This window comes from Kitasatospora humi, from assembly GCF_020907985.1.
Lineage (GTDB): Bacteria > Actinomycetota > Actinomycetes > Streptomycetales > Streptomycetaceae > Kitasatospora > Kitasatospora humi.
The window spans coordinates 1-25022 of the sequence record NZ_JAJJPA010000032.1 but is presented as its reverse complement, the minus strand read 5'-3'; the positions used below and the strand labels follow the sequence as shown (position 1 = coordinate 25022).

Sequence of the window (25022 nt, the reverse complement as noted above, 5' to 3'; positions counted from 1 at the left end):
CAGACAAGAGGAACCATGGGAGCGCACGCCACCATCACCGTCCCGTCGGCCGAGCGGATGACCGCCCTCGGGCGGCGACTGGCCGCACTGCTGCGCCCCGGCGACCTGGTGCTGCTCTCGGGGGAGCTGGGTGCCGGCAAGACCACCCTGACCCGCGGCCTGGGCGAGGGCCTCGGGGTGCGCGGGGCGGTCACCTCGCCGACCTTCGTGATCGCCCGGGTGCATCCCTCGCTGGTCGGCGGACCCGCCCTGGTGCACGTCGACGCCTACCGGCTCGGCGGCGGGCTGGACGAGATGGAGGACCTCGACCTGGACGTCTCGCTGCCCGAGTCGGTGATCGTGGTCGAGTGGGGCGAGGGCAGGGTCGAAGGGCTGTCGGAGAGCCGGCTGGAGGTGCGCATCGAGCGGGCGCTGGGCGGGGACGCGGCGCAGGAGGACGACGCGGATCCCCGGGTGCTCGCGCTGACCGGGTTCGGGCCGCGCTGGGACGGCGTCGACCTGTCCTCGGCGTTGGACTGAACCGGGCGCCGACGGGCCGAACCCGGTGTCGGCGGGACGAACCGCAGCCGACAGGCTGAGGCGGTTGCCGACAGGCTGTCGGCATGGTGTTGCGGCCGGGCTCGTCGCCGTGATGGGATGGTTCTCGCAGTTAGGTGTGCCTAACTAGGGAGTCGCGATGACCAGCAGCCCCGCCGAGCAGCCCGGTCGGTCCACCGAGGCACCGGTCCCGATGAGCCGGTTGCTCGCCTCCTGCGCCGCCGCCGCTGCGGTCTGCACCCCGCCCGCGCCCGCCGACCAGGCCGGCGAGGCTCAGGGCAGCACCAGGACCCGGGTGCCGATCCCCGCGAAGTCCCAGAGCGCCTGACCGTCTTCCCGGGTGGAGCGGATGCCGCCCGTCCTGGTGTTCGGGTCGGCGGCCGGCGTGCTGCCGTCCACCGCCGCGCTGAAGCCGAAGACGGTACCGCCGTGCTCGCCGAACCGGACCACGTGCTCCACCGCCCGGCCGTCGGTGCCGCGGGCGGCGGCCGACCTGGACGAGACCGTGTAGCTGCCCGGAGCCGGGTTCACCGAGCCAGGCTCCACCAGGAAGGCCGCCACGACCTGCGGATCCTTCTTCGGATCGACCAGCCAGACCTGCTTGGCGCCGATCGAGTACACCACCCGCCGGGTGCTGCCGACCGCGGCCGCCGAGGGCAGCGGCTGCGGGGTGGGCGAGGGGGAGGCGGTGGGCGAGGGGGTGGGTGCCGTCACGGTCGCCGTGGCCTGTGGTGCGGGCGCGGCGGTGCGGGCGGTGCCCTCGGCCTGCACGGCGAGCACGGTGACCAGCGCCAGCGCGGCCAGGGTCAGGGCGGCGACCGTGACCGCAGGACCTGTCTTCGCCACCATGCGCTCCCGTCTTCGCGAATGACCGTCCCAAGACCGTCCCATGACCGTCCTATCGTGCCAGGTTCCGGCCCCGGCCCGGAGCAGCTGCGAACGTGTGTTCCGTACCGGTACGAATAGCTCACTCCGGGAACCCTCTAACCTTGGATCCGTGCTGCTGCTCGCGTTCGACACCGCTACCCCCGCCGTCACCGCCGCCGTCCACGACGGCACGGCCGTCCTGGCGCAGACCTACCAGGTCGACGCCCGACGGCACGGCGAACTCCTGCTGCCCGCGATCGGCCGGGTGCTGGCCGAGGCCGGCGTGGACAAGCGGGAGCTGACCGCGATCGCGGTCGGCGTCGGCCCCGGCCCGTACACCGGCCTGCGGGTCGGCCTGGTCACCGCCGCCGCGCTCGGCCACGCGCTCGGCCTGCCGGTGCACGGCGTCTGCTCGCTGGACGCGATCGCCCACCAGGCCCGCACCGAAGGGCTGGCCGGTCCGTTCACCGCCGCCACCGACGCCCGGCGCAAGGAGGTCTACTGGGCCGACTACGACGCCGAGGGCCGCCGGACCGCCGGCCCCGCGGTGGACCGGCCCGGCGACCTGGCGGTGCGCGAGGTCTCGGTGGGCGCGGGTGCGCTGCTCTACCCCGAGGCCTTCCCGGGCGCCCGTGGCCCCGAGCACCTCTCGGCCGGCGCGCTGGCCGACTTCGCGGTCACCGAGCTGGCCGCCGGGCGCGAGCTGCTGCCCAACGCGCCGCTCTACCTGCGCCGCCCGGACGCCCAGGTGCCCGCGGGCTACAAGGCGGTGCTGCCGGCGTGAGTCGTCTCGCGCTGCGCCCGATGCGTTGGTGGGACATCGAGCCGGTGATGGAGCTGGAGCTCCAGCTCTTCCCGGAGGACGCCTGGTCGCGCGGCATGTACTGGTCCGAGCTGGCGGAGGCCCACCCCGGCGGCAGCCGCCACTACACGGTGGCCGTCACCGAGGACGGCGCCATCGCCGGGTACGCCGGCCTGATGGCGGTCGGTGAGGAGGGCGACGTGCAGACCATCGCCGTGGCCGACCACCACCAGGGCCGCGGCCTGGGCGCGCTGCTGCTCACCGATCTGATCACCGAGTCGGCCCGGCGCGGCTGTGCCGAACTGCTGCTGGAGGTGCGGGTGGACAACGTCCGCGCCCAGCACCTGTACGAGCGGCACGGCTTCGTGCCGGTCGGCATCCGGCGCGGCTACTACCAGCCCGCGAACGTCGACGCGCTGGTGATGCGCCTCGACCACCCGACGACGAACCACACCGAGGAAGACCATGGCTGACGAACCGCTCGTCCTGGGCATCGAAACCTCCTGCGACGAGACCGGCGTCGGCATCGTGCGCGGCACCACGCTGCTCGCCGACGCGGTGGCCTCCAGCGTCAACGACCACGCCCGGTTCGGCGGGGTGGTCCCGGAGATCGCCAGCCGGGCGCACCTGGAGGCGATGGTCCCCACCATCCAGCGGGCCCTGGACACCGCCGGGGTCAAGGCGAGCGACCTGGACGGCATCGCGGTCACCGCCGGCCCCGGGCTGGCCGGCGCGCTGCTGGTCGGCGTCTCGGCCGCCAAGGCCTACGCCTGGGCGCTCGACAAGCCGCTGTACGGGGTCAACCACCTCGCCTCGCACATCTGCGTGGACCAGTTGGAGCACGGCCGGCTGCCCGAGCCGACCATGGCGCTGCTGGTCTCCGGCGGCCACTCCTCGCTGCTGCTCACCGGTGACATCACCTCCGACGTGCGACCGCTCGGCGCCACCATCGACGACGCGGCCGGCGAGGCGTTCGACAAGGTGGCCCGGGTGCTCGGCCTGGGCTTCCCCGGCGGACCGGTGGTGGACCGCCGGGCCCGCGAGGGCGACCGCAAGGCGATCCACTTCCCGCGCGGCCTGAGCGGACCGAAGGACCCGGAGTACGACTTCTCGTTCTCCGGCCTGAAGACCGCGGTGGCCCGCTGGGTGGAGGCCAAGCGGCGGGCCGGCGAGGAGGTGCCGATCGCGGACGTCGCGGCCTCCTTCCAGGAGGCGGTCACCGACGTGCTGACCCGCAAGGCGATCAAGGCCTGCAAGGACCACGACGTCGACCACCTGATGATCGGCGGCGGTGTGGCGGCCAACTCCAGGCTGCGCGCCCTGGCCGAGCAGCGCTGCGAGCGGGCCGGCATCCGGCTGCGGGTGCCGCGGCCCGGCCTGTGCACCGACAACGGGGCGATGGTGGCCGCGCTCGGCGCCGAGATGGTCTGGCGCGACCGGGAGCCCTCGGCGTTCGACCTCTCCGCCGACTCCTCGCTGCCGCTCACCGAGGTGTCGGTGCCGGCTCCGGAGCACACGGACGTCCACGGCGAGGCCTACCGGGCGCTCGGGCAGTCGTGAGGGCGGCGATGTGGGAGGCCCGCGCGGCCGACGGGCGCGGGGGCGAACTGCTGGCCTGGGCCCGGGAGCAGGCGGTGCCGGCGCTGGCCGGGGCCGGGGCGGCCCGGACGGAGCTGTTCAGCGCGCCGGGTGAGAGGGTCCTGGTGATCAGCTGGTGGCCGGAGCGGGCCGAACCGGCCGAGGTGCCGCAGCCGCCGGATGGTCTGCTGGCGCGTCCCGTCCACCGCTGGGCGTTCCGCAGCGAGTATGTAGTCTCGGCAGCATCCGACGACTGATCAGAAACCTGGGGAGCCCGGCGCCGTGAAGACGAACACCTGGAGCAGTGCGGCAGCGGCGGCAGGCGCCCTGGCCGTGCTCGTCACGGTCAGCGGCTGCTCCGGCAGCGGCGGCAGTGGGGGCTCCAACGCGGGCGCGGTGCCGGGCGGCGGCGCCACCGCGGCCTCGCCCTCGCTCGTGGGCTCGCCGGCCGCCGCCTCGCCGAGCGCCGTCGCCGGCGCGGTGCCGGCCGCCGACTGGGCGAAGTGGAAGCTCCAGCCGCTCCCCGCGCCCCCCGCGCCGCCGGTCGACAAGCCGATCAAGCTGACCGCGACCGGCAAGGTCCCGGTGATCAGTTCCGTGCCCACCAGCGACAAGGTGGTCTTCGTGACCATCGACGACGGCGAGGAGAAGGACCCCAAGTTCATCGAGATGATGAACGACCTGAAGGTCCCGATCACCATGTTCCTGATGGACGACGCCATCAAGAACGACTACGACTACTTCAAGCCGCTGCAGGCCCTCGGGAACCACATCCAGAACCACACGCTGCACCACCCGGCGATGAGCACCAAGTCGGCCGGGGTGCAGAAGCAGGAGGTCTGCGGCGACCAGGACGTGCTGACCAAGCAGTACGGCACCCCGCCGTTCCTGTTCCGGCCGCCCTACGGCGACGGTGCCAACAGCGCCAACCTCAACAACGCCGTCCAGCAGTGCGGCCCGCGCGCCATCGTGCTGTGGCACGAGACGATGCAGATCCACGACATGCAGTACCAGTCCGGCGACAAGCTGCACCCCGGCGACATCATCCTCGCCCACTTCCGCGGCCCCAAGGACCTCAAGGGCGAGACCATGACCCAGATGTTCGGCGAACTGCTGAGCCGCATCCAGGAGCAGGGCTTCGCGGTGGCGCGGCTGGAGGACTACATCCAGACGCCGGGCTGACGGCGGATCAGAGGCGGAAAGCCGAGGTGTCGAGCGCGGGGTAGGGGGCGGGCAGGGGGAGCTTCTCGCCGAGGGGGGCCTCGTAGCTGCTGCGGTAGCGGCGGGCGGCGGGGTCGGGGTCGAAGTGGGCGTGGGCGCGCTTCTCCTCGCGGTTGACGAGGACGTAGACGGCGACGCCTGCGGAGGCGTAGCTGCGGTACTCGGGGCCGGTGTCGGTCCCTGGGTTGCCGGAGGTGACCTCCCCGGCGAGCGCCAGCATGTTGATCGGGTACCAGCCCTTGTGGACCTTGCGGAACGCGTCGTCCAGTTCGGTCGGCTCCCGATTCAGTACGTAGAAGTCGGGGATGACCAGGGTCTGGACGTCCTCGCCCTCCAGCACGGTCGCGAAGCCGCAGCCGACGCCGACCTGGTGCCAGCCGCCGGCGTGGAGCTGGAGTAGCAGCTGCATCGCACCGTGGTTGTGGTCGTAGTCCGGAGGTGGCGGCATGCATACGGCCCCTTCGATGTACTCGGGTCGAATCGGCACATCGGTGGCCTCTTCGAACGCGATGAGCAGATCGATCGGGTTGGACGACATCAGCGGCTCGGTGGTCGGGTCGGCGGCCATCGCTTCCTCCCTTGGCTGCTCTCAGATTACGCCGGGGCTTCCTGCCCCAGCAGCATCATCGGGGCCGTCCCGATCCGGGTGAGCACGATCACCGCGGAGTTCACCCCTTCGGGGCGGAGCTTCTTCCTCAGCTCGTCCGGCTCCACCGCGAAGCCGCGCTTCTTGATCACCACCGTGCCCACCCGCCGCTCCCGCAGCAGGGCCTTGAGCCTCTTGACGTTGAAGGGCAGCACGTCGGTGATCCGGTAGGGGGTGGCCCAGGGGGTGGGGGTGAGGGTGTCGGAGGTCAGGTAGGCGATGTGCGGGTCGAGCAGGGTGGCGCCGCCCAGCCGTTCGGCCACCTCGGCGACCAGGTGGGCGCGGATCACCGCGCCGTCCGGTTCGTAGAGGTACTCGCGGACCGGGCCGGCGGCGGGGTCGGGGAGCCGGCCGCCGGTGAGGGTGTGGCGGCCGGGCAGCAGGGTGGCGCGGTGCGGCTCGCCGGCGCCGGTGCCGAACCACAGCACCGCCTCCTTCACGTCGCCGTGGTCGGAGACCCACTCGGCCTCGGCGTCCGCGGGCACCGCCTCGTGCGGGATGCCGGGGGCCACCTTGAGCGCGCCGTAGCGGGTGGCGCGGCCGGCCTCGATCGCCCAGGAGAGCGGCGGCGAGTAGGCCTCGGGGTCGAAGATCCGGCCCCGGGCGCCGCGCCGGGCCGGGTCGGTGAAGACCGCGTCGAAGCCGGCGGTGTCGGTGCCGGTGACGTCGGCGCAGCGCACCTCGATCCGGTCGGCCAGGCCGAGGGCCGCCGCGTTGGCGGTGGCGACCGCGCAGGTCAGCGGATCCCGGTCGACGGCCAGCACCGAGATCCCGGCCCGGGCCAGCGCGATCGCGTCGCCGCCGATGCCCCCGCACAGGTCGGCCAGCCGGGCCACGCCGAGGGCGGCGAACCGGGCGGCCCGCCAGTCGGCGACCTCGCGCCTGGTCGCCTGTTCGACTCCGTTGGGCGTGAAGAACATCCGCTCGGCGTCATCGCCGAACTTGGCGCGGGCGCGCTGGCGCAGCCGCTCCTGGCCGATCGCCGCCGACACCAGCTCGGCCGGGTGCGCGCGGCGCAGCCGGGTGGCCGCGGCCAGCTCGTCGGACGGCGTCAACCCCCGGACCTCGTCGAGGAGTCGGCGGCCTTCGCCGGTCAGCAGGGCAGTGAAGGTGTCGGTGTCCACGGCACGATTCTCCCGGTCCGCGGCCCGGCCTCGGATCCCGGGAACCGGTCGGACGCGCCGTTGGCACTCTGGTTGACTGAGTGCTAACCGCGGCCTATGGTCGTTCCTGGCACTCTCCCCAGGGGGAGTGCTAACGCGACGGTACTGGTCTGACCCCCGCGACGGCAGCCCCGCACCTCGCCCCTCTACCTGTTAGACAACCCCGTAATCTCCGAAGGGGAGCTCGGACGTGACCACCAGCAGCAAGGTTGCCATCAAGCCGCTTGAGGACCGCATCGTGGTCCAGCCGCTCGACGCCGAGACCACCACGGCCTCCGGCCTGGTTATCCCGGACACCGCCAAGGAGAAGCCCCAGGAGGGCGTCGTCCTGGCCATCGGCCCGGGCCGCTTCGAGGATGGCCAGCGCCTGCCGCTCGACGTCCAGGTCGGCGACGTCGTCCTGTACTCGAAGTACGGCGGCACCGAGGTGAAGTACCAGGGCGACGAGTACCTCGTCCTCTCGGCCCGCGACGTTCTCGCCATCATCGAGAAGTAAGCGTCCCGGCGGACCAGCGGTCCGTCGACCGGCCCCGCCCCGGATCCGTGTCCGCCAGTGACAGGGGCCCGGGGCGCGGCTGTTTGGCTCCACGCACGTCACGTAACGCAGACATCCCGAGGAAACGGAATCATGGCGAAGATCCTGCAGTTCGACGAGGACGCCCGCCGCTCGCTGGAGCGCGGTGTCAACAAGCTTGCCGACACCGTCAAGGTCACCATCGGCCCCAAGGGCCGCAACGTGGTCATCGACAAGAAGTTCGGTGCCCCGACCATCACCAACGACGGTGTCACCATCGCCCGCGAGGTCGAGCTGGACGACCCGTACGAGAACCTGGGCGCGCAGCTGGTCAAGGAGGTCGCCACCAAGACCAACGACGTCGCGGGTGACGGCACCACCACCGCCACCGTGCTGGCCCAGGCGCTGGTCAACGAGGGCCTGCGCAACGTCGCCGCCGGCGCCGGCCCGGCCGCCCTGAAGAAGGGCATCGACAAGGCCGTCGCCGCCGTCTCCGAGCACTTGCTCTCGGTGGCCCGCGAGATCGAGGGCAAGGACGACGTGGCCGCGGTCGCCACCCTGTCCGCCCAGGACCCGCAGGTCGGCGAGCTGATCGCCGAGGCGATCGACAAGGTCGGCAAGGACGGTGTGATCACCGTCGAGGAGTCCAACACCTTCGGCGTGGAGCTGGACTTCACCGAGGGCATGCAGTTCGACAAGGGCTACCTGTCGCCGTACTTCGTCACCGACCAGGAGCGCCAGGAGGCGGTCCTGGAGGACCCGTACATCCTGATCAACCAGGGCAAGATCTCCTCGATCCAGGAGCTGCTGCCGCTGCTGGAGAAGATCCTGCAGGCCGGCTCCTCCAAGCCGCTGCTGATCATCGCCGAGGACGTGGACGGCGAGGCGCTCTCCACCCTGGTGGTCAACAAGATCCGCGGCACCTTCAACGCGGTCGCCGTCAAGGCCCCGGGCTTCGGTGACCGCCGCAAGGCGATCCTCGGCGACCTGGCCACCCTGACCGGCGGCACCGTGATCTCCGAGGAGGTCGGCCTCAAGCTCGACCAGGCCGGCCTGGACGTGCTCGGCACCGCCCGCCGGGTGACCATCACCAAGGACAACACCACCGTCGTCGACGGTGCCGGCGACGCCGAGGCGGTCGCGGGCCGGGTCGCCCAGATCAAGGCGGAGATCGCCAACACCGACTCCGACTGGGACCGCGAGAAGCTGCAGGAGCGCCTGGCCAAGCTGGCCGGCGGCGTCTGCGTCATCAAGGTCGGCGCCGCCACCGAGGTGGAGCTCAAGGAGCGCAAGCACCGCCTGGAGGACGCCATCTCCGCGACCCGCGCCGCGGTCGAGGAGGGCATCGTGGCCGGCGGTGGCGCCTCGCTGATCCACGCCCAGAAGGTGCTGGACGGCAGCCTGGGCCTGGCCGGCGACGAGGCGACCGGTGTCGCCGTGGTCCGCAAGGCGCTGGCCGAGCCGCTGCGCTGGATCGCCCAGAACGCCGGCCTGGAGGGCTACGTCATCACCTCCAAGGTCGCCGAGCTGGAGCTGGGCCAGGGCTACAACGCCGCCACCGGTGAGTACGGCGACCTGGTGAAGGCCGGCGTCATCGACCCGGTCAAGGTCACCCGCTCCGCCCTGGAGAACGCCGCCTCCATCGCCTCCCTGCTGCTCACCACCGAGACCCTGGTGGTGGAGAAGAAGGAGGAGGAGGCCGAGGCGGGCCACGGCCACTCGCACGGCCACGGCCACTCGCACTGACGCCTCAGCAGTCGGCCCGATGGCCCGGTCACCCCGCTCCGGCGGGGCGGCCGGGCCATCCGCCTTTCCACCGCCGGGGGACGCCACGCGTGGCAGCCGCCCGCCGACGCCACCCGTGGCAACCGCCCGCCGACGCCACCCGTGGCAACCGCGCGCCGATGTCGCCCGTGGCAGCCGCCCGCCGACGCCGCCCGTGGCAGCCGCGCGCCCGCGGGCGTCTACCCTGGGCGCATGATCGAGGCACGCCATCTGAGGGTTCTGCGCGCGGTGGCGCGCACCGGCTCGTTCTCCGCCGCGGCGCGCGAGCTCGGCTGCACCCAGCCGGCGGTCAGCCAGCAGATGAAGGCCCTGGAGAAGGCCGTCGAGCTGCCCCTGGTGGTGCGCTCCGGCCGCGGCATGCAGCTCAGCGAGGCCGGCGAGGTGCTGCTCAAGCACGCTTCCGGGATCCTGGCCGGGCTGAGCGCCGCCGAGCAGGAAGTGGCCGCGATCGCCGGGCTGCGGGCCGGCCGGGTGCGGCTGGTGTCGTTCCCGACCGCCAGCTCCACCCTGGTGCCGTCGGCCGTCGCCCGGCTGCGGGACGCCCATCCGGGGGTGCGCGTGTCGCTGGTGGAGGCCGAGCCGCCCGAGGCGCTGGCGATGCTGCGCGGCGGTGAGTGCGAGATCGCGCTGGCGTTCCGCTACCCGGACGGGGCCGCGGCGCCGGCCACCCCCGCGCACGGCGCCTCGCGGGCGGCCCGGGCCCAGGCGGTGCTCGCGGCGGCCGAATCGGCGGCCGCCTCGGACTGGTCCGACCTGGTGGTGCGCCCGTTGCTCGACGACCCGCTGGTCGGCCTGCTGCCGCCCGGGCACCCGCTGGCCGAGCGGGACGGGGGGAGCCCGGTGACGCTGGCGGAGCTGGCCGGGGAGCAGTGGATCGCGGGCTGCCCGCAGTGCCGCGGCCAGCTGGTGGAGCTCTGCGGCCAGGCCGGGTTCGAGCCGCGGATCGACTTCGCCACCGACGACTACCCGGCGGTGGTCGGCCTGGTGGCGGCCGGGCTCGGGGTGGCGGTGCTGCCGCGGCTGGCGCTGGCGGCGGTGCGGCCGGACACCGTTGCGGCGGTGCCGGTGCACACGGCGGCGGGCGGCCCGGCCCGCCGCGAGGTGGTGGCGCTGACCCTGCCGGACCTGGCCGAGGTGCCGGCGGTCTCGCTCATGCTGGACCGGCTCGCCGGGGCGGCGGCCGACCGCTGAACCCGCGGGCGGCGGGCCCGGACCACCGTTGCAGGAACGTTTCGCCGTTGGCGGCCCGCCGTCTACTGACGGACGGTCAGCGGCACCTCGACCGCCCGGTTGCGCGCCCGCCCCTGGAGTTCCTCGCGCTCGTCCTCGGTCAGACCGCCCCACACTCCGTACGGCTCACGGACCGCCAGCGCGTGCGCCGCGCACTCGGTGCGGACCGGGCAGCGCATGCACACTTCCTTGGCGCTCTGCTCCCGCGAACTGCGTGCGGCCCCGCGCTCGCCCTCGGGGTGGAAGAAGAGCGAACTGTCCACGCCGCGGCAGGCGGCGGAGAGCTGCCAGTCCCACAGGTCCGCGTTGGGACCGGGGAGTCGGGAGAAATCGGCCATGACTCATTCCCTTCGATGAGGGTTGCGTACGGCGAGGCTTCGGGGTGCCGGGCTGGACACCTGGAAATATGACTTACGGCTGTCTATGGGACAAGTCACCCACAGACCGGCACAACAGTCAATGATCGTACAAAAGCCATAAAAACGGACGAAGCGGACAGAAGGAATGTCGACCCGGCTGCGGCAATCGGGTGGCGCCGCACCTGGCGGCGCGCTGGGTTGTGCGCCCTCCGCCGGTGCCGAGCGCAAAAGAGCGGCGTCCACTCCGCGATGCGGTCGATCCGTAATGGGTCGGCCACGTACAGTGGTGGACATGGCCCTGAGGGCCGTAACTCATTCGAGTGACGGTCGTTGGACGTGCGGAGAGTGTTCGTACCAGCCAGGAGGCTCAACGTGACGCGGATCAGCTGCGGAGGACGGTCATGACTTCCGTTCTCGTTTGCGACGATTCACCGCTTGCCCGGGAGGCGCTGCGCCGTGCCGTGGCGACCGTGCCGGGCGTCGACCGGGTGACCACGGCGACCAACGGTGAGGAGGTCCTCCGCCGCTGGGTGGCCGACCGTTCCGACCTCGTCCTGATGGATGTCCGGATGCCCGGCCTGGGCGGGGTGGAGACGGTGCGGCGGCTGCTGTCCGCGGACCCGGGGGCGCGGATCATCATGCTCACCGTCGCCGAGGACCTGGACGGGGTGGCCCTGGCGGTCGCCGCCGGTGCCCGCGGCTACCTGCACAAGGACGCCTCCCGGGCGGAGCTGCGGGCCACCGTGACCCAGGCGCTGGCCGACCCGACCTGGCGGCTCGCCCCGCGCCGGCTGCGCAGCCCCGACATGGGCGCCGCGCCGACCCTGACGGCCCGTGAGATCCAGGTGCTGGAGGGCATGAGCCACGGGCGGAGCAATGCGGAGATCGGCCGCGAGCTCTTCCTCTCCGAGGACACCGTCAAGACCCACGCCCGGCGCCTCTTCAAGAAGCTGGGCGCCTCCGACCGGGCGCACGCGGTGGCGCTGGGATTCCGCTGGGGCCTGGTCCGCTGAGCGGTCGCCGAGCCGGGCCGCGCCCCTTCCTCCGCCGGCCGGAGCAAGGGGCGCGTCGGCTTCTCCGTGGGCGCGGCCTAGGCCCCATGCCGGTGGAGGCTGCACCATGGAGGGGTGGAACGCAATGGCGGCGGGAGCGGGGGTGGGTCGGTGACGGCGACGGACGACGCGGCTGCGGATAACGTTCCGGTGCACAACTCCGGACGCGGTGCGGCGTTTCCCAGGACGACCAGGCACCATGGACCGATGCGTGACGACGAGCCCGGTGACAGCGGCGTGAGCGAGCAGCCACCGGCCGAGGCGGGCCCCCGGAGCGCCGGGCGCGGTCGGCAGGAGGTCCCCGCCGGCACCTCGCCGCTGGTCGCCGAGCTGGTCGCGGCCGCGGTGCGCGGGGAGGGCCCGGCGACTGACGCGCTGTTGGCCTACGTGCACCCGCTGGTGCTGCGCTACTGCCGCGGCCGGCTGGTCCGGCTGCCCGGCGGCGCCCGGCACCACGTGGACGACGTGGCCCAGGAGGTGTGCGTCGCGGTGCTCTGCGCGCTGCCCCGCTACCGGGACGAGGGGCGCCCCTTCGAGGCCTTCGTCTACTCCATCGCGGCGCACAAGATCGCCGACCTGCAGCGGGCCGCGATGCGCGGGCCCGGATCCACCGTGATCCCGCCGGACGACCTCCCCGAGGTGCCGGACGAGGCGCTCGGCCCCGAGGAGCGGGCACTGCTGAGCAGTGACGCCGCGTGGATGCGCGAGCTGCTCTCCAACCTGCCGGCCCGTCAGCGCGAGCTGGTGCTGCTGCGGATCGCCGCCGGGCTGTCCGCCGAGGAGACCGGCGAGATGCTGGGGATGTCGCCGGGGGCCGTGCGGGTGGCCCAGCACCGGGCGCTCAGCCGGCTGCGCGCGCTCGCCGAGGAGTCGGCGTAGCCGTGAGTGTGCGCTCCCTCACCCTTGTCAAGAGGGCGCGACGTGAGAACTTCCGAAGCCAGTACGATGGGGTATCGGCGCCTGGACAGGTCGCCAAAGATCAACCGGGGCGAGTCGCGTCACCTCGTACGTTCGTCCAAAGACCTGGCCTGTGCCGGTGACCACGCCCGGCGACCCTCATACGGGCGTGCAGCGATCGACACGGCCGGCCACGGGAAGGTACCCCCCACCATGTCTCTTAACGCCGCAGGCGTACCCGAGAAGTTCGCCATGCTCGGACTCACGTTCGACGACGTCCTGCTGCTGCCTGGTGAGTCGCATGTGCTGCCGAACCAGGTGGACACCTCTTCCCGGGTCTCGCGCAACGTCCGGATCAACATCCCGCTGCTGTCCGCCGCCATGGACAAGGTCACCGAGTCCCGGATGGCCATCGCGATGGCCCGCCAGGGCGGCGTCGGCGTGCTGCACCGCAACCTGTCCATCGAGGACCAGGCCAACCAGGTCGACCTGGTGAAGCGCTCCGAGTCGGGCATGGTCACCGACCCGATCACCATCGGCCCCGAGGCCACGCTGGCCGAGGCCGACGCGCTCTGCGCCAAGTTCCGGATCAGCGGCGTGCCGGTCGCCGACCCGGCGGGCAAGCTGCTGGGCATCGTGACCAACCGCGACATGGCCTTCGAGACCGACCGCAACCGCCAGGTCCGCGAGATCATGACCCCGATGCCGCTGATCACCGGCAAGGTCGGCATCTCCGGCGAGGACGCGGTGGCGCTGCTGCGCCGTCACAAGATCGAGAAGCTCCCGCTGGTGGACGACCAGGGCCGGATCAAGGGCCTGATCACCGTCAAGGACTTCGTCAAGGCCGAGAAGTACCCGAACGCCGCCAAGGACGCCGAGGGCCGGCTGCTGGTCGGCGCCGCGGTCGGCGCCAGCCCCGAGGCCTTCGACCGGGCCCAGGCCCTGGTCGAGGCGGGCGTGGACTTCCTCGTGGTGGACACCTCGCACGGCCACAGCCACAACGCGCTGGAGTGGATCGCCAAGATCAAGTCGGCCGTTCCGGTCGACGTGGTCGGTGGCAACGTGGCCACCCGGGACGGCGCCCAGGCGCTGATCGACGCGGGTGTGGACGGCGTGAAGGTCGGCGTCGGCCCCGGCTCGATCTGCACCACCCGCGTGGTCGCCGGCATCGGCGTGCCGCAGATCACCGCGATCTACGAGGCCGCGCTGGCCTGCCGGGCGGCCGGGGTGCCGGTGATCGGCGACGGCGGCCTGCAGTACTCCGGTGACATCGGCAAGGCGCTGGCCGCCGGCGCCGACACCGTGATGCTCGGCTCGCTGCTGGCCGGCTGCGAGGAGTCGCCGGGTGAGCTGCTGTTCATCAACGGCAAGCAGTACAAGTCGTACCGCGGCATGGGCTCGCTGGGTGCCATGCAGACCCGCGGCCAGGCGAAGTCCTTCTCCAAGGACCGCTACTTCCAGTCCGACGTGAGCTCCAACGAGAAGCTGATCGCCGAGGGCATCGAGGGCCAGGTGCCCTACCGCGGCCCGCTGGCCGCCGTGCTGTTCCAGCTGGTCGGCGGCCTGCGCCAGACCATGGGCTACGTGGGCGCGGAGAGCGTCGCGGAGATGGAGTCCAAGGGCCGGTTCGTGCGGATCACCGCGGCCGGGCTCAAGGAGAGCCACCCGCACGACATCCAGATGACCGTCGAGGCGCCGAACTACGCCAGCCGCTGAGACGCCCCGACCGAGCGAAGGCCCGCCACCGCCCCGGTGGCGGGCCTTCGCCTGCTTCCGGGGGATACTGGAGGACGTTCGTGAGCAGCAAGCAGAGAGGCTCGAAGTGACTGAGATCGAAATCGGGCGAGGCAAGCGCGGCCGCCGGGCGTACTCCTTCGACGACATCGCCGTCGTCCCCAGCCGCCGCACCCGGGACCCGAAGGAGGTCTCGATCGCCTGGCAGATCGACGCCTACCGCTTCGAGCTGCCGTTCCTGGCGGCCCCCATGGACAGCGTGGTGTCGCCCGCGCAGGCCATCGCCATCGGCAACCTCGGCGGCCTCGGGGTGCTCAACCTGGAGGGTCTGTGGACCCGCTACGAGGACCCGCAGCCGCTGCTCGACGAGATCGCCGCACTGCGTTACGAGTCGGGGGCGGACGAGGTCACCGCGACCCGCCGCCTGCAGGAGATCTACGCCGCGCCGATCCAGGCCGAGCTGATCGGCAAGCGGATCCGCGAGGTGCGCGAGTCCGGCGTGGTGACCGCCGCCGCGCTCTCCCCGCAGCGCACCGCCGAGTTCTCCAAGGCCGTGGTCGACGCCGGGGTGGACGTCTTCGTGATCCGCGGCACCACGGTCTCCGCCGAGCACGTCTCCGGCGCCGCCGAGCCGCTCAACCTCAAGCAGTTCATCTACGAGCTGGACGTCCCGGTGATCGTCGGCGGTTGCGCCACCTACACCGCGGCGCTGCACCTGATGCGCACCGGCGCGGCCGGCGTGCTGGTCGGCTTCGGTGGCGGTGCCGCCCACACCACCCGCAACGTGCTGGGCATCCAGGTGCCGATGGCCACCGCCGTGGCCGACGTGGCCGCCGCCCGCCGCGACTACATGGACGAGTCCGGCGGCCGCTACGTGCACGTGATCGCCGACGGCGGTGTCGGGTACAGCGGCGACATCGCCAAGGCGGTGGCCTGCGGCGCCGACGCGGTGATGATCGGTGCCGCGCTGGCCCGCGCCACCGACGCGCCGGGCAAGGGCTTCCACTGGGGCATGGAGGCGGTGCACGAGGAACTGCCGCGCGGCAAGCGGGTCAACCTGGGTACCGTCGGCACCACCGAGGAGATCCTCACCGGTCCGTCGCACACCCCGGACGGCACCATGAACCTGTTCGGCGCGCTCCGCCGGGCGATGGCCACCACCGGTTACTCGGAGCTCAAGGAGTTCCAGCGGGTCGAGGTGACGGTCAGCCACCGCTGAACGCCGTGCGCTGACGCACCGTCAGAGCGGGGTGCCGTCCGGAGGACGGTGCCCCGCTCGCCTTTTTTGCGGGGTCGAGTGAACAGAAGTGCACGACACAGGGGATGATGGGGGCTCGACCGTCTCGGTTGCCCGGCGCACCGATCCGACGGTCCATCACCCGACCGGCAGCAGCACATGGGGGAACGCCCGAGATGACCCAGTCGCAGGGCACTTCCGGCCGCGTCCTGGCCGACCGCTACCGGCTCGACTCGGTGCTCGGCAGTGGCGGCATGGGAACCGTCTGGAAGGCCGAGGACGAGATGCTCGGCCGCATCGTGGCGGTGAAGGAACTGCGGATGCACGGCGGCGTCGACGACGACGAACGCCACCGGCTGATCGTCCGCACGCTGCGCGAGGCCAAGGCCACCGCCCGGATCCGGCACACCGCGGCCGTGACCGTCTTCGACGTGGTCGAGGAGGACGACCGCCCGTGGATCGTCATGGAGTTGGTGGACGGACGGTCGCTGGCCGAGGTGGTCAAGGAGGACGGTCCGGTCACCCCGCTGCGGGCCGCCGAGATCGGCCTGGAGCTGCTCGGGGTGCTGGGCGCCGCGCACAGCCAGGGCATCCTGCACCGCGACGTCAAGCCGTCCAACGTGCTGATCGGCGAGGACGGCCGAGTGGTGCTGACCGACTTCGGCATCGCCAGCGTGGAGGGCGACAGCTCGGTCACCTCCACCGGGATGCTGGTCGGCGCGCCCTCCTACATCTCCCCGGAGCGGGCCCGCGGCCAGAAGCCCGGACCGCCGGCCGACCTCTGGTCGCTGGGCGGCACGCTGTACGCCGCGCTGGAGGGCAAGCCGCCCTACGACAAGGGCTCGGCGCTGGCCACCCTGACCGCCGTGATGACCGAGGAGCTGCCGCCGCCGGCCAACGCCGGGCCGCTGCGGCCGGTGATCGAGGGCCTGCTGGACAAGGATCCGGCCAAGCGGCTGGACGCCTCGACCACCCGTTCGATGCTCAAGCGGATCGTGGCGGAGTCGACGGCGCGGGCGGAGGCGACCACCAAGACCGAGCTGATGCCGGCCGTCGACGAGGCCTCCGAGGCGGCTGAGGTCTCCGCGGCCTCTGCCACGCCGGAAGTCGGCTCGGCCGACTCTGCGATCCCGGTGGCCAAGGACAAGTCCAACGACAAGGCCGACGACAAGGCCAAGGAGAAGGCCAAGGCCGGCAAGGACAAGAGCAAGGACAAGAGCAGGGACAGGGGCACGGCCAAGCCGAGCGGGCTCGGGCTGAGCAGCGTGCGGGTGGGCAGCGCGGCCCGCGCGGCGGAACCGGCGGCAGCCGAGCCGGCCGCCGCAGCCGCCCCGGCCGCCGCGCAGCCGCCCGCCGGGGACGCCGGGAGCGCCGGGAACGGCGGCTGGACCCGCAGCGCCACCCTGGGCGCCGCCGCCCGCTGGTCGAAGCGGCGTCAACTGCTCGTCGCCGCCCTGGTGCTGGTCCTGCTGGTGGCCGGCGGAGTGTGGCTGGCCGCGGCGCAGTCCTCGGACGGAGGCGGCAGCGGCAAGACGGGCGCGAGCCACCCGACCGGCGCGGGCGCGGTGGCGGGTGCCACGGTGACCTCGTCGGCGCCCGGCAAGTCGGCCCCGAGCAGCCCCGCCGCGAGCAGCCCGGCGCCCGCTTCCGCCCCGCCGAGCAGCGCGGCCCCGAGCAGCGCCGCCCCCGGCTCCGCCACGCCGGGCAGCGCGGCACCGAGCAGCGCGGCACCCAACCCCGCGCCGCCGGCCAACCCGACCCCGGGCGGCGGCCAGCCCCCGTCCGGCTCGGGTGTTCCGGCGGGGTACCAGCTCTACACCGACCCCTCCGGCTTCAAGATCGTGCTGCCGCAGTGGATGACCGACCAGGGCGTGGGCTACCGAGCCACCACTCGGAAGTTCGGCGGTCACGGCTTGTCCCTGCTGGTGGACTGGCAGTCGCCGGCCAACAGCAGCGCGCTCGGCGACTGGCAGAGCTCCGATGCGAACGGCCCGCAGAACTTCCCCGACTACCAGAAGATCCAGGTTGCCGCGGTGACCTACCGTCAGTGGACCAACGCGGCCGACTGGGAGTGGACTTACAGCGGCTCCTCCGGTCGGATGCACTCGCTGAACCGGGGCTTCGTGGTGGACGACGGCAAGTACGGGTACGCGCTGTACTGGACCTCCAGCGATGCCGACTGGAACTCGGCCGACTTCACCGCGGCCCGGCAGACCGCCTTCGACAGCTTCCAGCCGGCGAACTGAGTACGGCGAGAGGGGAACGGCCATGCGAGCTGGCCCCGGCCAGACGGTGGCCGGCAGGTACCAGGTGACGGACCGTCCGGCGGACGCCGGGCCGGGGCTGGACCGGATCGCCGTGGACGGGCGGACCGGTGTGCGGGTGCTGCTGGAGGCGGTCGAACTGCCCGAGCTGCTGGTGCCCGAGCTGACCGGCAGCACCGACTTCGCCGGCAGCCGCTGGCTGGACCCGGCGCCGGTGCTGGCCGAGGTCGCGGCGGTGCTGGCAGCGGTGCCCGACCATCCGAGGCTGCGCCAGTCGTTCGACGCGGTGGCCGAGGACGGCGTGGTCTGGCTCGCCGTCGAGGACCCGACCGCGACCAGGCTGCCCGAGCTGCTGGCGGCCGCACCGCTGTCCCCGCACCGGGTCGCCGAGGTGGCCGCGGATCTGGTGGCGGCGCTGGGCGCGGTGCACCGGGCCGGGCGGGTGCACGGCAACGTGGCGGCCGAACAGGTGCTGGTCTGCGAGGACGGCGCCGCGTTGCTCGGCGGGCTGGCGGTGGGCGCGGCGCAGGAGGCGCTGGCCCGGGAGCTCGGCGGGGGCGACCTGCGGCGCTGGGGCCAGGCCCGGGCGGGGCTGGTCGGCAGCCGGGCCGAGCACTGGCCGCCGGAGCTGCTGGTCGATCTGGCGGCGGTCTCCCCGGCGGCCGACAGCTGGGCGCTGGGCGTGCTGCTGCACCGGGTGCTGACCGGGCGGGGCCCGTTCGACGAGCAGAGCCCCACGGCGCTGTTCGCGGCGGTCCGCTCGGACCGCCGGGTGGACAGCGCCGGGTGCGGGCCGCTGCGGCCGCTGGTCGACCGGCTGCTGGCCGCCGATCCGCGGTCGCGTCCGACGGTGGACGAGGCGCGGGAGTGGCTCGCCGAGCTGCTGGCCGACGCACCGGAGCCCTACCGGGCGGCTCCGCGGGCGGAGGCGCTGCCGGTGCTGCGTCCGCGCCGGCTGCCGGTGCGGCGGGCCCGGCGGCCGGTGGCGGCGCGCGCGGCCGGACCGGCCCCCGGGGCGGCGGAGCACGCACGGCACGCCCGCGGTGCGGGTCGGCCGTCCTGGCTGCTGCCGCTGCTGCTGGTGGGCGGCGTGCTGGTGACGATGGTGCTCGCGTTGACCGCGGTGGTGCTGTTCTCGGGGTGAGCAGCGGCCGCCGGGACGACCACCGGTGCCGACTTGGTCGCCCTGAGAGGCGGGGAACGTGAAGGCACGTCACGACCAGATCACGTGGCCGGGTCGGAATCCGTGTCGCGCGTGGAGCGGCCTAGGCTTGGGGTCTCAAACACAGTCCGAACGGTGATCAGATTCGTGGTGCACCGAAGAGGGGGAACGGTCGCCATGGGCGGACAGGAGCAGGGCGTGGCCGCCACCGGGGCGGGCAGCGGCCCGGAGCGCCGGATGCTGGCCGGGCGCTACGAGTTGGGTGAGCGGTTGGGCCGCGGCGGCATGGGGACCGTGTGGCGGGCCCGGGACCTGATGCTGGACCGCGAGGTGGCGGTCAAGGAGCTGACCGTCGATCACCTGCCGGAGGAGGACCTGGCGATCCTGCACTCCCGGATGAAGCAGGAGGCCAGGGCGGCGGCGCGGATCAAGCACGCCGGCGTGATCACCATCCACGACGTGCTGGAGCAGGACGGCCGGCCGTGGATCGTGATGGAGCTGATCGACGGCCGCTCGCTGGCCGACGTGGTGTCCCAGGACGGCCCGCTGTCGCCGCGCGCCGCCGCCGAGGTCGGCGCCCAGGTGCTGGCCGCGCTGCACCGGGGCCACCAGCTGGGCGTGCTCCACCGGGACGTTAAGCCTGCCAACGTGCTGCTGGAGCACGGCACCGGGCGGGTGGTGCTGCTGGACTTCGGCATCGCCAAGTTCGAAGGCTCCTCGGAGCTGACCCGCCCCGGCGACCTGGTCGGATCGCCGGACTACCTGGCGCCCGAGCGGGCCAGGGGCGAGCGGTTCGGTCCGGCGTCCGACCTGTGGGGCCTGGGTGCCATGCTGTACGCGGCGGTCGAGGGCCGCTCGCCGTTCCGCCGCGACAATCCGCTCTCCACCCTGGCCGCGGTGGTGGACGAGCCGTTGCCCGCGCCGATCAAGGCGGGTGCGCTGGGTCCGGTGCTGGCCGCGCTGATGGCCAAGGCGCCGGAGGACCGGCCGACCGCGGACGAAGCGATGCTCATGCTACGCGCGGTGACCGATGGTCAGACCATCGGCATCGGCCTCCCGGTGCAGCCGCAGCGGGTGCCCACCCAGGCGGTCCCGGTGGTGGACCGGCGGCCGGCGGCCGAGGCGGACGAGCCCGAGCCGCAGGCGCCCGCCACCCCCACCGGGACGGCGCCCACCACGCCGGTGGTACCCGCCCAGGTCGTGGCGGCGGCTCCCGTGACGCCCGGCCCGGTGCCGGCCGCCGGCCCCGCAGCACCCGGCCCGGTGCCGCCCGTCCCCCCGGCGCCCGCCCCCGTCCGGCCGCGCCGCCGACGGCGTGCCCTGCGCCCGGTGCTGGCCGGCCTGGCCGTCGCCGTGCTGGCCGGCGGCACGGCCGTCGCGGTGCAGATGTACGGCCCGCACCACGGCACCCCGGTGGCCGACCCGACGTCCCCCGCCGCGTCCGGCACCGGCGGGCCGAGCTCCGCCACCCTGGGCACCCCGTCGGTGGGTCCCGTCGTGCCCGGCACCGACGCGGCGCCCGGCCCGGCGCCCGTCGGCTACCGCTGGCAGACGGACGAGCTCGGCATGCGCTTCCCGCTGCCGGTGGACGGCGGGACCTGGCGGCGCACCACCAACGACACCAACAACGGCTACTACAGCGCCGACGGCCAGCGGCACCTGATCCAGGTGGCGAAGAACGTGGGCCAGGCGGAGACCCCGCTGCAACACCTGACCGAGCTCTCCACGGAACTGAGCCAGAACCCCACCATCAAGGACTACAAGGTGGAGAGCCTGGCGCAGGCCACCATGAACGGGCACGACGCGGCCCGCTGGGTCTTCACCTTCACCAACCTCAAGGACCCGAACAAGGGCCCGCGCAAGGCGTTCGAGGAGGAGTTCATGAACTCGGACGGCACCGCCTACGCGTTGCTGGTCTCCGGTCCGAGCACCTCGTCCGACGAGACAACGCTCACCGAGCGGCGGTTCATGACGCTCCTCACCTACTTCGCCGTGGTGGCGCCGAGCTGAAACCCCAAGCAGGTGTTACCGACGGGTACACAACACGCGGGCGAAGGCCTAGGCTGCGCACATGACGGACATCACGGCAGAAAACAGCGGCGCCGGCCGCAATCCCGTGGCCCCGGGCGCCGGTCGAACGGTTGCCTCGGCGGTTCCCCAGTCCCTGGTCACCCGCCTGGCCCGGGGCATCACCGCCGCCGGTGACGCCGCGCGGGAGTGGACCGTGGCGCCGCTCACCGGTGAACCGCTGGCCGAGCTGCCCCAGTCCACGGTGGCCGATGTCGAGACCGCCTACCGGCTGGCCCGCGGTGCCCAGCAGGCTTGGGCCGCGCGGCCGGTGCGGGCGCGTGCCGCCGTGCTGCTGCGCTTCCACGACCTGTTGCTCAAGCGGCAGGACGAGGTGCTCGACCTGGTCCAGGCGGAGACCGGCAAGGCCAGGCTGCACGCCTTCGAAGAGGTGCTGGCCGCCGCGATGGCGGCCCGCCACTACGGTCGCGCCGCCGCCGGGTACCTGAAGGACCGCCGCCGCGGCGGCGCCGTCCCGGTGCTCACCCACACCGTGGAGGGCCGCCGGCCGAAGGGCGTGGTCGGTCAGATCTCCCCGTGGAACTACCCGCTGGAGCTTTCCGTCAGTGACGCGCTGCCAGCCCTGGTGGCGGGCAACGCGGTGGTCACCAAGCCCGACACCCAGACCGCGCTGACCGCGCTCTGGGCCCGGGAACTGCTGGTGGAGGCCGGGCTGCCGGCCGAGCTGTGGCAGATCGTGGTGGGCGAGGGCCCGGTGATCGGCCCGGCCGTGGTGGAGCGCGCCGACTACGTCTCGTTCACCGGATCCACCCGCACCGGCCGGGAGGTGGCGCAGCGGGCCGCCGCCCGGCTGGTCGGCGCCTCGCTGGAGCTCGGCGGCAAGAACGCCATGCTGGTGCTGGCCGACGCCGACCTGGACAAGGCCGCCGAGGGCGCGGTGCGGGCCTGCTTCTCCTCCGCCGGTCAGCTGTGCATCTCGATCGAGCGGCTGCTGGTGCACCGCTCGGTCGCCGACGCCTTCCTGGAGCGGTTCGCGGCCCGGACGCGGGCGCTGCGCCTCGGCGGCGGCCTGGCCTACGGCGCCGACATGGGCTCGCTGGTCTCCCAGCGGCAGCTGGACACCGTGACCCGGCACGTCGAGGAGGCGGTCAAGGCCGGTGCCACGGTGCTGGCCGGTGGCCGGGCCCGGCCGGACATCGGCCCGCTCTTCTTCGAGCCGACCATCCTGGACGGGGTGACCGACCAGATGGCGGTCTGCGCCGAGGAGACCTTCGGCCCGGTGGTCTCGGTGTACCGCTTCGACACCGAGGACGAGGCGGTCACGACGGCCAACGCCACCCCGTACGGCCTGAACTCCAGCGTCTGGACCAGGGACCTGCGGCGCGGCCGGGCGGTCGCGGCCCGGCTGCGCACCGGCACGGTCAACGTCAACGAGGCCTATGCCGCGGCCTACGGCTCGGTCGCCTCGCCGATGGGCGGGATGGGCGAATCCGGCCTGGGCCGCCGGCACGGCGCCGAGGGCATCCTGCGCTACACCGAGGCGCAGACCATCGCCAGCCAGCGGGTGATGCCGCTGGCGCCGGCCTTCGGGTTGGACGACGAGAAGTTCGCGGCCCTGTTCACCCGGAGCCTGCGGGCCCTGAAAGCGCTGGGATTCAAGTGACCGACGACAGCAAGGCGTTCGACTACGACGTGATCGTGGTCGGTTCGGGTTTCGGCGGCTCGGTGTCGGCGCTGCGGCTGACCGAGAAGGGCTACCGGGTGGCGGTCCTGGAAGCCGGCCGCAGGTTCCGCCGCGACGAACTGCCCACCACCTCCTGGGACGTGAAGAACTACCTGTGGGCGCCGGCCCTCGGGCTCTACGGCATCCAGCGGATCCACCTGCTGGCCAACGTGCTGGTGCTCGGCGGGGCCGGCGTGGGCGGCGGCTCGCTCAACTACGCCAACACCCTGTACGTGCCGCCGAAGGCCTTCTTCGAGGACCGGCAGTGGCAGCACATCACCGACTGGGAGGCGGAGCTCGCGCCGTTCTACGACCAGGCGCAGCGGATGCTCGGTGTGCGGACCAACCCCACGCTCACCCCCTCGGACGTGCACCTGAAGGGCGCCGCCGAGCGGATGGGCGTCGCCGACAGCTTCCACCTGGCCCCGGTGGGCGTCTTCTTCGGCGACGGGCAGGACGCCGACGGCAGCGCCAAGGCCGCGCCCGGCACGGAGGTCGAGGACCCGTACTTCGGCGGTGCGGGCCCGCGTCGCAAGGCCTGCACGGAGTGCGGGGAGTGCATGACGGGCTGCCGGCACGGCGCCAAGAACACGCTCACCGAGAACTACCTCCACCTGGCCGAGGCCAACGGCGCCGAGATCCACCCGCTGACCACGGTGGCCCGGATCCGCGAGATCGCCGGAGCCGACGGGACCGCGGGCTTCGCCGTCGACGTGCGCCGCACCAACGCCCGCTCGGCGGCGGCCCGCAAGGCCGGCGCCCGCACCCTGACCGCCGCCAAGGTGGTGGTCGCGGCCGGCACCTACGGCACCCAGACCCTGCTGCACCGGATGCGCGAGCAGGGCCGGCTGCCGCGGATCTCGGACAAGCTCGGCGAGCTGACCCGCACCAACTCCGAGGCGCTGGTGGGTGCCCAGACCACCTCGCGGCGCTACGGCGGACCGGTGGACTTCACCAAGGGCGTGGCGATCACCTCGTCGATCCACCCGGACGAGAACACCCACATCGAGCCGGTGCGCTACGGCAAGGGCTCCAACGCCATGGGGTTCCTCTCCATCCTCCAGGTGCCCGGCGGCGGCAAGGGCCCGCGCTGGCTGCGGGCGGGCGCCGAGGCGGTCAAGCACCCGGGACTGTTCGCCCGTTCGCTGAGCAACTACAAGTGGTCGGAACGGACGATCATCGGCCTGGTGATGCAGTCGGTGGACAACTCGATCACCGTCTCGCTCAAGCGGAAGGGACTGGGCAAGGGCAAGCTGACGTCCAGCCAGGGGCACGGCGAGCCCAACCCGACCTGGCTCCCGGCCGCCGAGGAGGGCGCGAAGGCGCTCGCCGCCGAGATCAACGGCTTCGCCGGCAGCACCGTCGGCGAGCTCTTCGACATTCCGATGACCGCGCACTTCATCGGCGGCTGCCCGATCGCCGACGGCCCCGAGCACGGCGTGGTCGACCCGTACCACCGGCTCTACGGCCACCCCGGGATCAGCGTGGTGGACGGGTCGGCGATCTCCGCCAACCTCGGCGTCAACCCGTCGCTGACGATCACCGCGCAGGCCGAGCGGGCCATGTCGATGTGGCCGAACAAGGGCGAGGCGGACCCCCGCCCGGCCCAGGGCGAGGCGTACCGCCGGGTCGCGGCGGTCGCCCCGGTGCGGCCCGCGGTGCCGGCCGGTGCCTTCGGTGAGCTGCTGCTGCCGGTGCCGTCGGTGCCCAGGAAGGCGGCGTCCGAGGGGGCGGCGTCCGAGGGGGCGGCGTCCGACGAGGGGGCGGGGTCCGAGTAGCGGAGCGACCGGGCAAGGCAAAGGGCCCCGCGGGGGAACGGGGCCCTTTGTCGCTCAGCACGCGGCGTCAGGGCAGCGCCGGTGCCGGCTGGGCGGCACCGGGGGAGGAGCACCGCCGCTATTCGGTTGGTTCCACTGCTGCGCCCGCTCCGCCCGCCGGACCGGCGGCGCCCGGAGGTGGCCGGGCGGCGGTTGCGCCGAGTGACATCATCACGGAACGTCAGCAAACACCCACTGTCACCACCGGTGGGCAGGGGCAGCAAGTCATCGGGGTCACCGGCCGGTCCTGGTCACCGGAGAACCTCGTCTCCCTGCATCGTGGTGGACACAGGCCGTGCTCTGCAACCGGTTCGGCGTACTTCGGCACAGTTCGTTTTCTGCCACGGCACTTGTTGACAGGTTGTCAGCGCCCGGCCGTTTCTCTACTCATCGGTAACCCAAAGTA

23 protein-coding genes are annotated in these 25022 nt (G+C 73.0%); 19 read left to right on the top strand and 4 right to left on the bottom strand.

Annotation, left to right across the window (positions count from 1 at the left end):
• Positions 1–15: 15 nt before the first annotated feature.
• Entirely contained in the window at positions 16–519 is a 504-nt protein-coding gene (gene tsaE, locus LN042_RS25405) for a tRNA (adenosine(37)-N6)-threonylcarbamoyltransferase complex ATPase subunit type 1 TsaE (protein ID WP_230053672.1), read from the top strand.
• Between the two features lie 157 nt (positions 520–676).
• Complete coding sequence (locus LN042_RS25400) at positions 677–865, top strand: hypothetical protein (RefSeq protein WP_230053670.1); 189 nt, start codon at positions 677–679, stop codon at positions 863–865.
• On the opposite strand, the gene LN042_RS25395 is transcribed toward LN042_RS25400, so the two are convergent.
• On the bottom strand, positions 811–1383 hold the full coding sequence (locus LN042_RS25395) for a hypothetical protein (RefSeq protein ID WP_372495816.1): 573 nt from the start codon (positions 1381–1383) through the stop codon (positions 811–813). The two genes, LN042_RS25400 and LN042_RS25395, sit on opposite strands and share 55 nt — an antisense overlap.
• Before the next feature lie 151 nt (positions 1384–1534).
• Here LN042_RS25395 and tsaB point away from each other — a divergent pair, with 151 nt between their 5' ends.
• From tsaB to LN042_RS25370, 5 genes are read left to right on the top strand one after another with little or no spacing between them, the layout of a single operon-like run.
• The gene (tsaB, locus tag LN042_RS25390; RefSeq protein WP_230053668.1) at positions 1535–2188 is read left to right on the top strand and encodes a tRNA (adenosine(37)-N6)-threonylcarbamoyltransferase complex dimerization subunit type 1 TsaB; all 654 of its coding nucleotides are present in this window, start codon (positions 1535–1537) and stop codon (positions 2186–2188) included.
• On the top strand, positions 2185–2679 hold the full coding sequence (gene rimI / locus LN042_RS25385; RefSeq protein ID WP_372495815.1) for a ribosomal protein S18-alanine N-acetyltransferase: 495 nt from the start codon (positions 2185–2187) through the stop codon (positions 2677–2679). The genes tsaB and rimI overlap by 4 nt, the downstream gene beginning before the upstream one ends.
• On the top strand, positions 2672–3766 hold the full coding sequence (gene tsaD, locus LN042_RS25380; protein WP_230053667.1) for a tRNA (adenosine(37)-N6)-threonylcarbamoyltransferase complex transferase subunit TsaD: 1095 nt from the start codon (positions 2672–2674) through the stop codon (positions 3764–3766). The genes rimI and tsaD overlap by 8 nt, the downstream gene beginning before the upstream one ends.
• An 8-nt stretch (positions 3767–3774) precedes the next feature.
• The gene (locus tag LN042_RS25375; protein WP_230053666.1) at positions 3775–4041 is read left to right on the top strand and encodes a hypothetical protein; all 267 of its coding nucleotides are present in this window, start codon (positions 3775–3777) and stop codon (positions 4039–4041) included.
• A 25-nt stretch (positions 4042–4066) separates the two neighbouring features.
• On the top strand, positions 4067–4966 hold the full coding sequence (locus LN042_RS25370; protein ID WP_230053665.1) for a polysaccharide deacetylase family protein: 900 nt from the start codon (positions 4067–4069) through the stop codon (positions 4964–4966).
• Between the two features lie 7 nt (positions 4967–4973).
• Here LN042_RS25370 and LN042_RS25365 read toward each other — a convergent pair whose 3' ends face one another.
• On the bottom strand, positions 4974–5573 hold the full coding sequence (locus LN042_RS25365) for a Uma2 family endonuclease (RefSeq protein WP_230053664.1): 600 nt from the start codon (positions 5571–5573) through the stop codon (positions 4974–4976).
• 26 nt (positions 5574–5599) lie between these two features.
• The gene (locus LN042_RS25360) at positions 5600–6775 is read right to left on the bottom strand and encodes a class I SAM-dependent methyltransferase (RefSeq protein WP_230053663.1); all 1176 of its coding nucleotides are present in this window, start codon (positions 6773–6775) and stop codon (positions 5600–5602) included.
• 229 nt (positions 6776–7004) lie between these two features.
• Between LN042_RS25360 and groES the strand changes: the two genes are divergently transcribed.
• The 3 genes from groES (at position 7005) to LN042_RS25345 (ending at position 10304) form a co-directional block, all read left to right on the top strand.
• Positions 7005–7310 carry a co-chaperone GroES gene (groES, locus tag LN042_RS25355; RefSeq protein WP_230053660.1) on the top strand — a complete coding sequence of 102 codons (306 nt, stop codon included), beginning with the start codon at positions 7005–7007 and terminating at the stop codon, positions 7308–7310.
• Positions 7311–7442: 132 nt separating this feature from the next.
• Positions 7443–9074 (top strand): chaperonin GroEL, encoded by a 1632-nt coding sequence (groL, locus tag LN042_RS25350; RefSeq protein WP_230053659.1) that lies wholly within the window; start codon positions 7443–7445, stop codon positions 9072–9074.
• Positions 9075–9305: 231 nt separating this feature from the next.
• Entirely contained in the window at positions 9306–10304 is a 999-nt protein-coding gene (locus LN042_RS25345) for a LysR family transcriptional regulator (RefSeq protein ID WP_230053658.1), read from the top strand.
• A 62-nt stretch (positions 10305–10366) separates the two neighbouring features.
• Here LN042_RS25345 and LN042_RS25340 read toward each other — a convergent pair whose 3' ends face one another.
• The gene (locus tag LN042_RS25340; protein WP_230053657.1) at positions 10367–10681 is read right to left on the bottom strand and encodes a WhiB family transcriptional regulator; all 315 of its coding nucleotides are present in this window, start codon (positions 10679–10681) and stop codon (positions 10367–10369) included.
• 422 nt (positions 10682–11103) lie between these two features.
• Between LN042_RS25340 and LN042_RS25335 the strand changes: the two genes are divergently transcribed.
• The 9 genes from LN042_RS25335 to LN042_RS25295 all read left to right on the top strand — a co-directional run bounded on the left by LN042_RS25335 (position 11104) and on the right by LN042_RS25295 (position 24577).
• Positions 11104–11715 (top strand): response regulator transcription factor, encoded by a 612-nt coding sequence (locus LN042_RS25335; protein WP_014136228.1) that lies wholly within the window; start codon positions 11104–11106, stop codon positions 11713–11715.
• 246 nt (positions 11716–11961) lie between these two features.
• The gene (shbA, locus tag LN042_RS25330; protein WP_230053656.1) at positions 11962–12633 is read left to right on the top strand and encodes an RNA polymerase sigma factor ShbA; all 672 of its coding nucleotides are present in this window, start codon (positions 11962–11964) and stop codon (positions 12631–12633) included.
• Between the two features lie 231 nt (positions 12634–12864).
• Positions 12865–14367 carry an IMP dehydrogenase gene (guaB, locus tag LN042_RS25325; protein ID WP_230053655.1) on the top strand — a complete coding sequence of 501 codons (1503 nt, stop codon included), beginning with the start codon at positions 12865–12867 and terminating at the stop codon, positions 14365–14367.
• Positions 14368–14473: 106 nt separating this feature from the next.
• Positions 14474–15604 carry a GuaB3 family IMP dehydrogenase-related protein gene (locus LN042_RS25320; RefSeq protein WP_230053654.1) on the top strand — a complete coding sequence of 377 codons (1131 nt, stop codon included), beginning with the start codon at positions 14474–14476 and terminating at the stop codon, positions 15602–15604.
• Between the two features lie 194 nt (positions 15605–15798).
• Positions 15799–17868, top strand: coding sequence for a serine/threonine-protein kinase (locus LN042_RS25315; RefSeq protein WP_230053652.1), 2070 nt, complete (start codon positions 15799–15801; stop codon positions 17866–17868).
• Positions 17869–17890: 22 nt separating this feature from the next.
• Positions 17891–19030 carry a protein kinase domain-containing protein gene (locus LN042_RS25310; RefSeq protein WP_230053651.1) on the top strand — a complete coding sequence of 380 codons (1140 nt, stop codon included), beginning with the start codon at positions 17891–17893 and terminating at the stop codon, positions 19028–19030.
• A 195-nt stretch (positions 19031–19225) separates the two neighbouring features.
• Entirely contained in the window at positions 19226–21058 is a 1833-nt protein-coding gene (locus tag LN042_RS25305; protein WP_230053649.1) for a serine/threonine-protein kinase, read from the top strand.
• A gap of 61 nt (positions 21059–21119) precedes the next feature.
• Positions 21120–22739, top strand: coding sequence for a succinic semialdehyde dehydrogenase (locus LN042_RS25300; RefSeq protein ID WP_230053648.1), 1620 nt, complete (start codon positions 21120–21122; stop codon positions 22737–22739).
• The gene (locus tag LN042_RS25295; protein ID WP_230053647.1) at positions 22736–24577 is read left to right on the top strand and encodes a GMC oxidoreductase; all 1842 of its coding nucleotides are present in this window, start codon (positions 22736–22738) and stop codon (positions 24575–24577) included. Before LN042_RS25300 ends, LN042_RS25295 begins: the two co-directional genes overlap by 4 nt.
• The last annotated feature ends 445 nt before the right edge of the window (positions 24578–25022 follow it).

What these genes read in the sequence shown, in the direction of transcription:
- groL (WP_230053659.1), top strand. Translation starts at nt 7,443, where the DNA reads ATGGCGAAGATCCTGCAGTTCGACGAGGACGCCCGCCGCTCGCTGGAG.
- LN042_RS25335 (WP_014136228.1), top strand. Translation starts at nt 11,104, where the DNA reads ATGACTTCCGTTCTCGTTTGCGACGATTCACCGCTTGCCCGGGAGGCG.
- LN042_RS25375 (WP_230053666.1), top strand. Translation starts at nt 3,775, where the DNA reads ATGTGGGAGGCCCGCGCGGCCGACGGGCGCGGGGGCGAACTGCTGGCC.
- LN042_RS25315 (WP_230053652.1), top strand. Translation starts at nt 15,799, where the DNA reads ATGACCCAGTCGCAGGGCACTTCCGGCCGCGTCCTGGCCGACCGCTAC.
- shbA (WP_230053656.1), top strand. Translation starts at nt 11,962, where the DNA reads ATGCGTGACGACGAGCCCGGTGACAGCGGCGTGAGCGAGCAGCCACCG.
- LN042_RS25365 (WP_230053664.1), bottom strand. Translation starts at nt 5,573, where the DNA reads ATGGCCGCCGACCCGACCACCGAGCCGCTGATGTCGTCCAACCCGATC.
- LN042_RS25300 (WP_230053648.1), top strand. Translation starts at nt 21,120, where the DNA reads ATGACGGACATCACGGCAGAAAACAGCGGCGCCGGCCGCAATCCCGTG.
- guaB (WP_230053655.1), top strand. Translation starts at nt 12,865, where the DNA reads ATGTCTCTTAACGCCGCAGGCGTACCCGAGAAGTTCGCCATGCTCGGA.
- LN042_RS25400 (WP_230053670.1), top strand. Translation starts at nt 677, where the DNA reads ATGACCAGCAGCCCCGCCGAGCAGCCCGGTCGGTCCACCGAGGCACCG.
- LN042_RS25340 (WP_230053657.1), bottom strand. Translation starts at nt 10,681, where the DNA reads ATGGCCGATTTCTCCCGACTCCCCGGTCCCAACGCGGACCTGTGGGAC.
- tsaD (WP_230053667.1), top strand. Translation starts at nt 2,672, where the DNA reads ATGGCTGACGAACCGCTCGTCCTGGGCATCGAAACCTCCTGCGACGAG.
- LN042_RS25305 (WP_230053649.1), top strand. Translation starts at nt 19,226, where the DNA reads ATGGGCGGACAGGAGCAGGGCGTGGCCGCCACCGGGGCGGGCAGCGGC.
- LN042_RS25310 (WP_230053651.1), top strand. Translation starts at nt 17,891, where the DNA reads ATGCGAGCTGGCCCCGGCCAGACGGTGGCCGGCAGGTACCAGGTGACG.
- tsaE (WP_230053672.1), top strand. Translation starts at nt 16, where the DNA reads ATGGGAGCGCACGCCACCATCACCGTCCCGTCGGCCGAGCGGATGACC.
- LN042_RS25345 (WP_230053658.1), top strand. Translation starts at nt 9,306, where the DNA reads ATGATCGAGGCACGCCATCTGAGGGTTCTGCGCGCGGTGGCGCGCACC.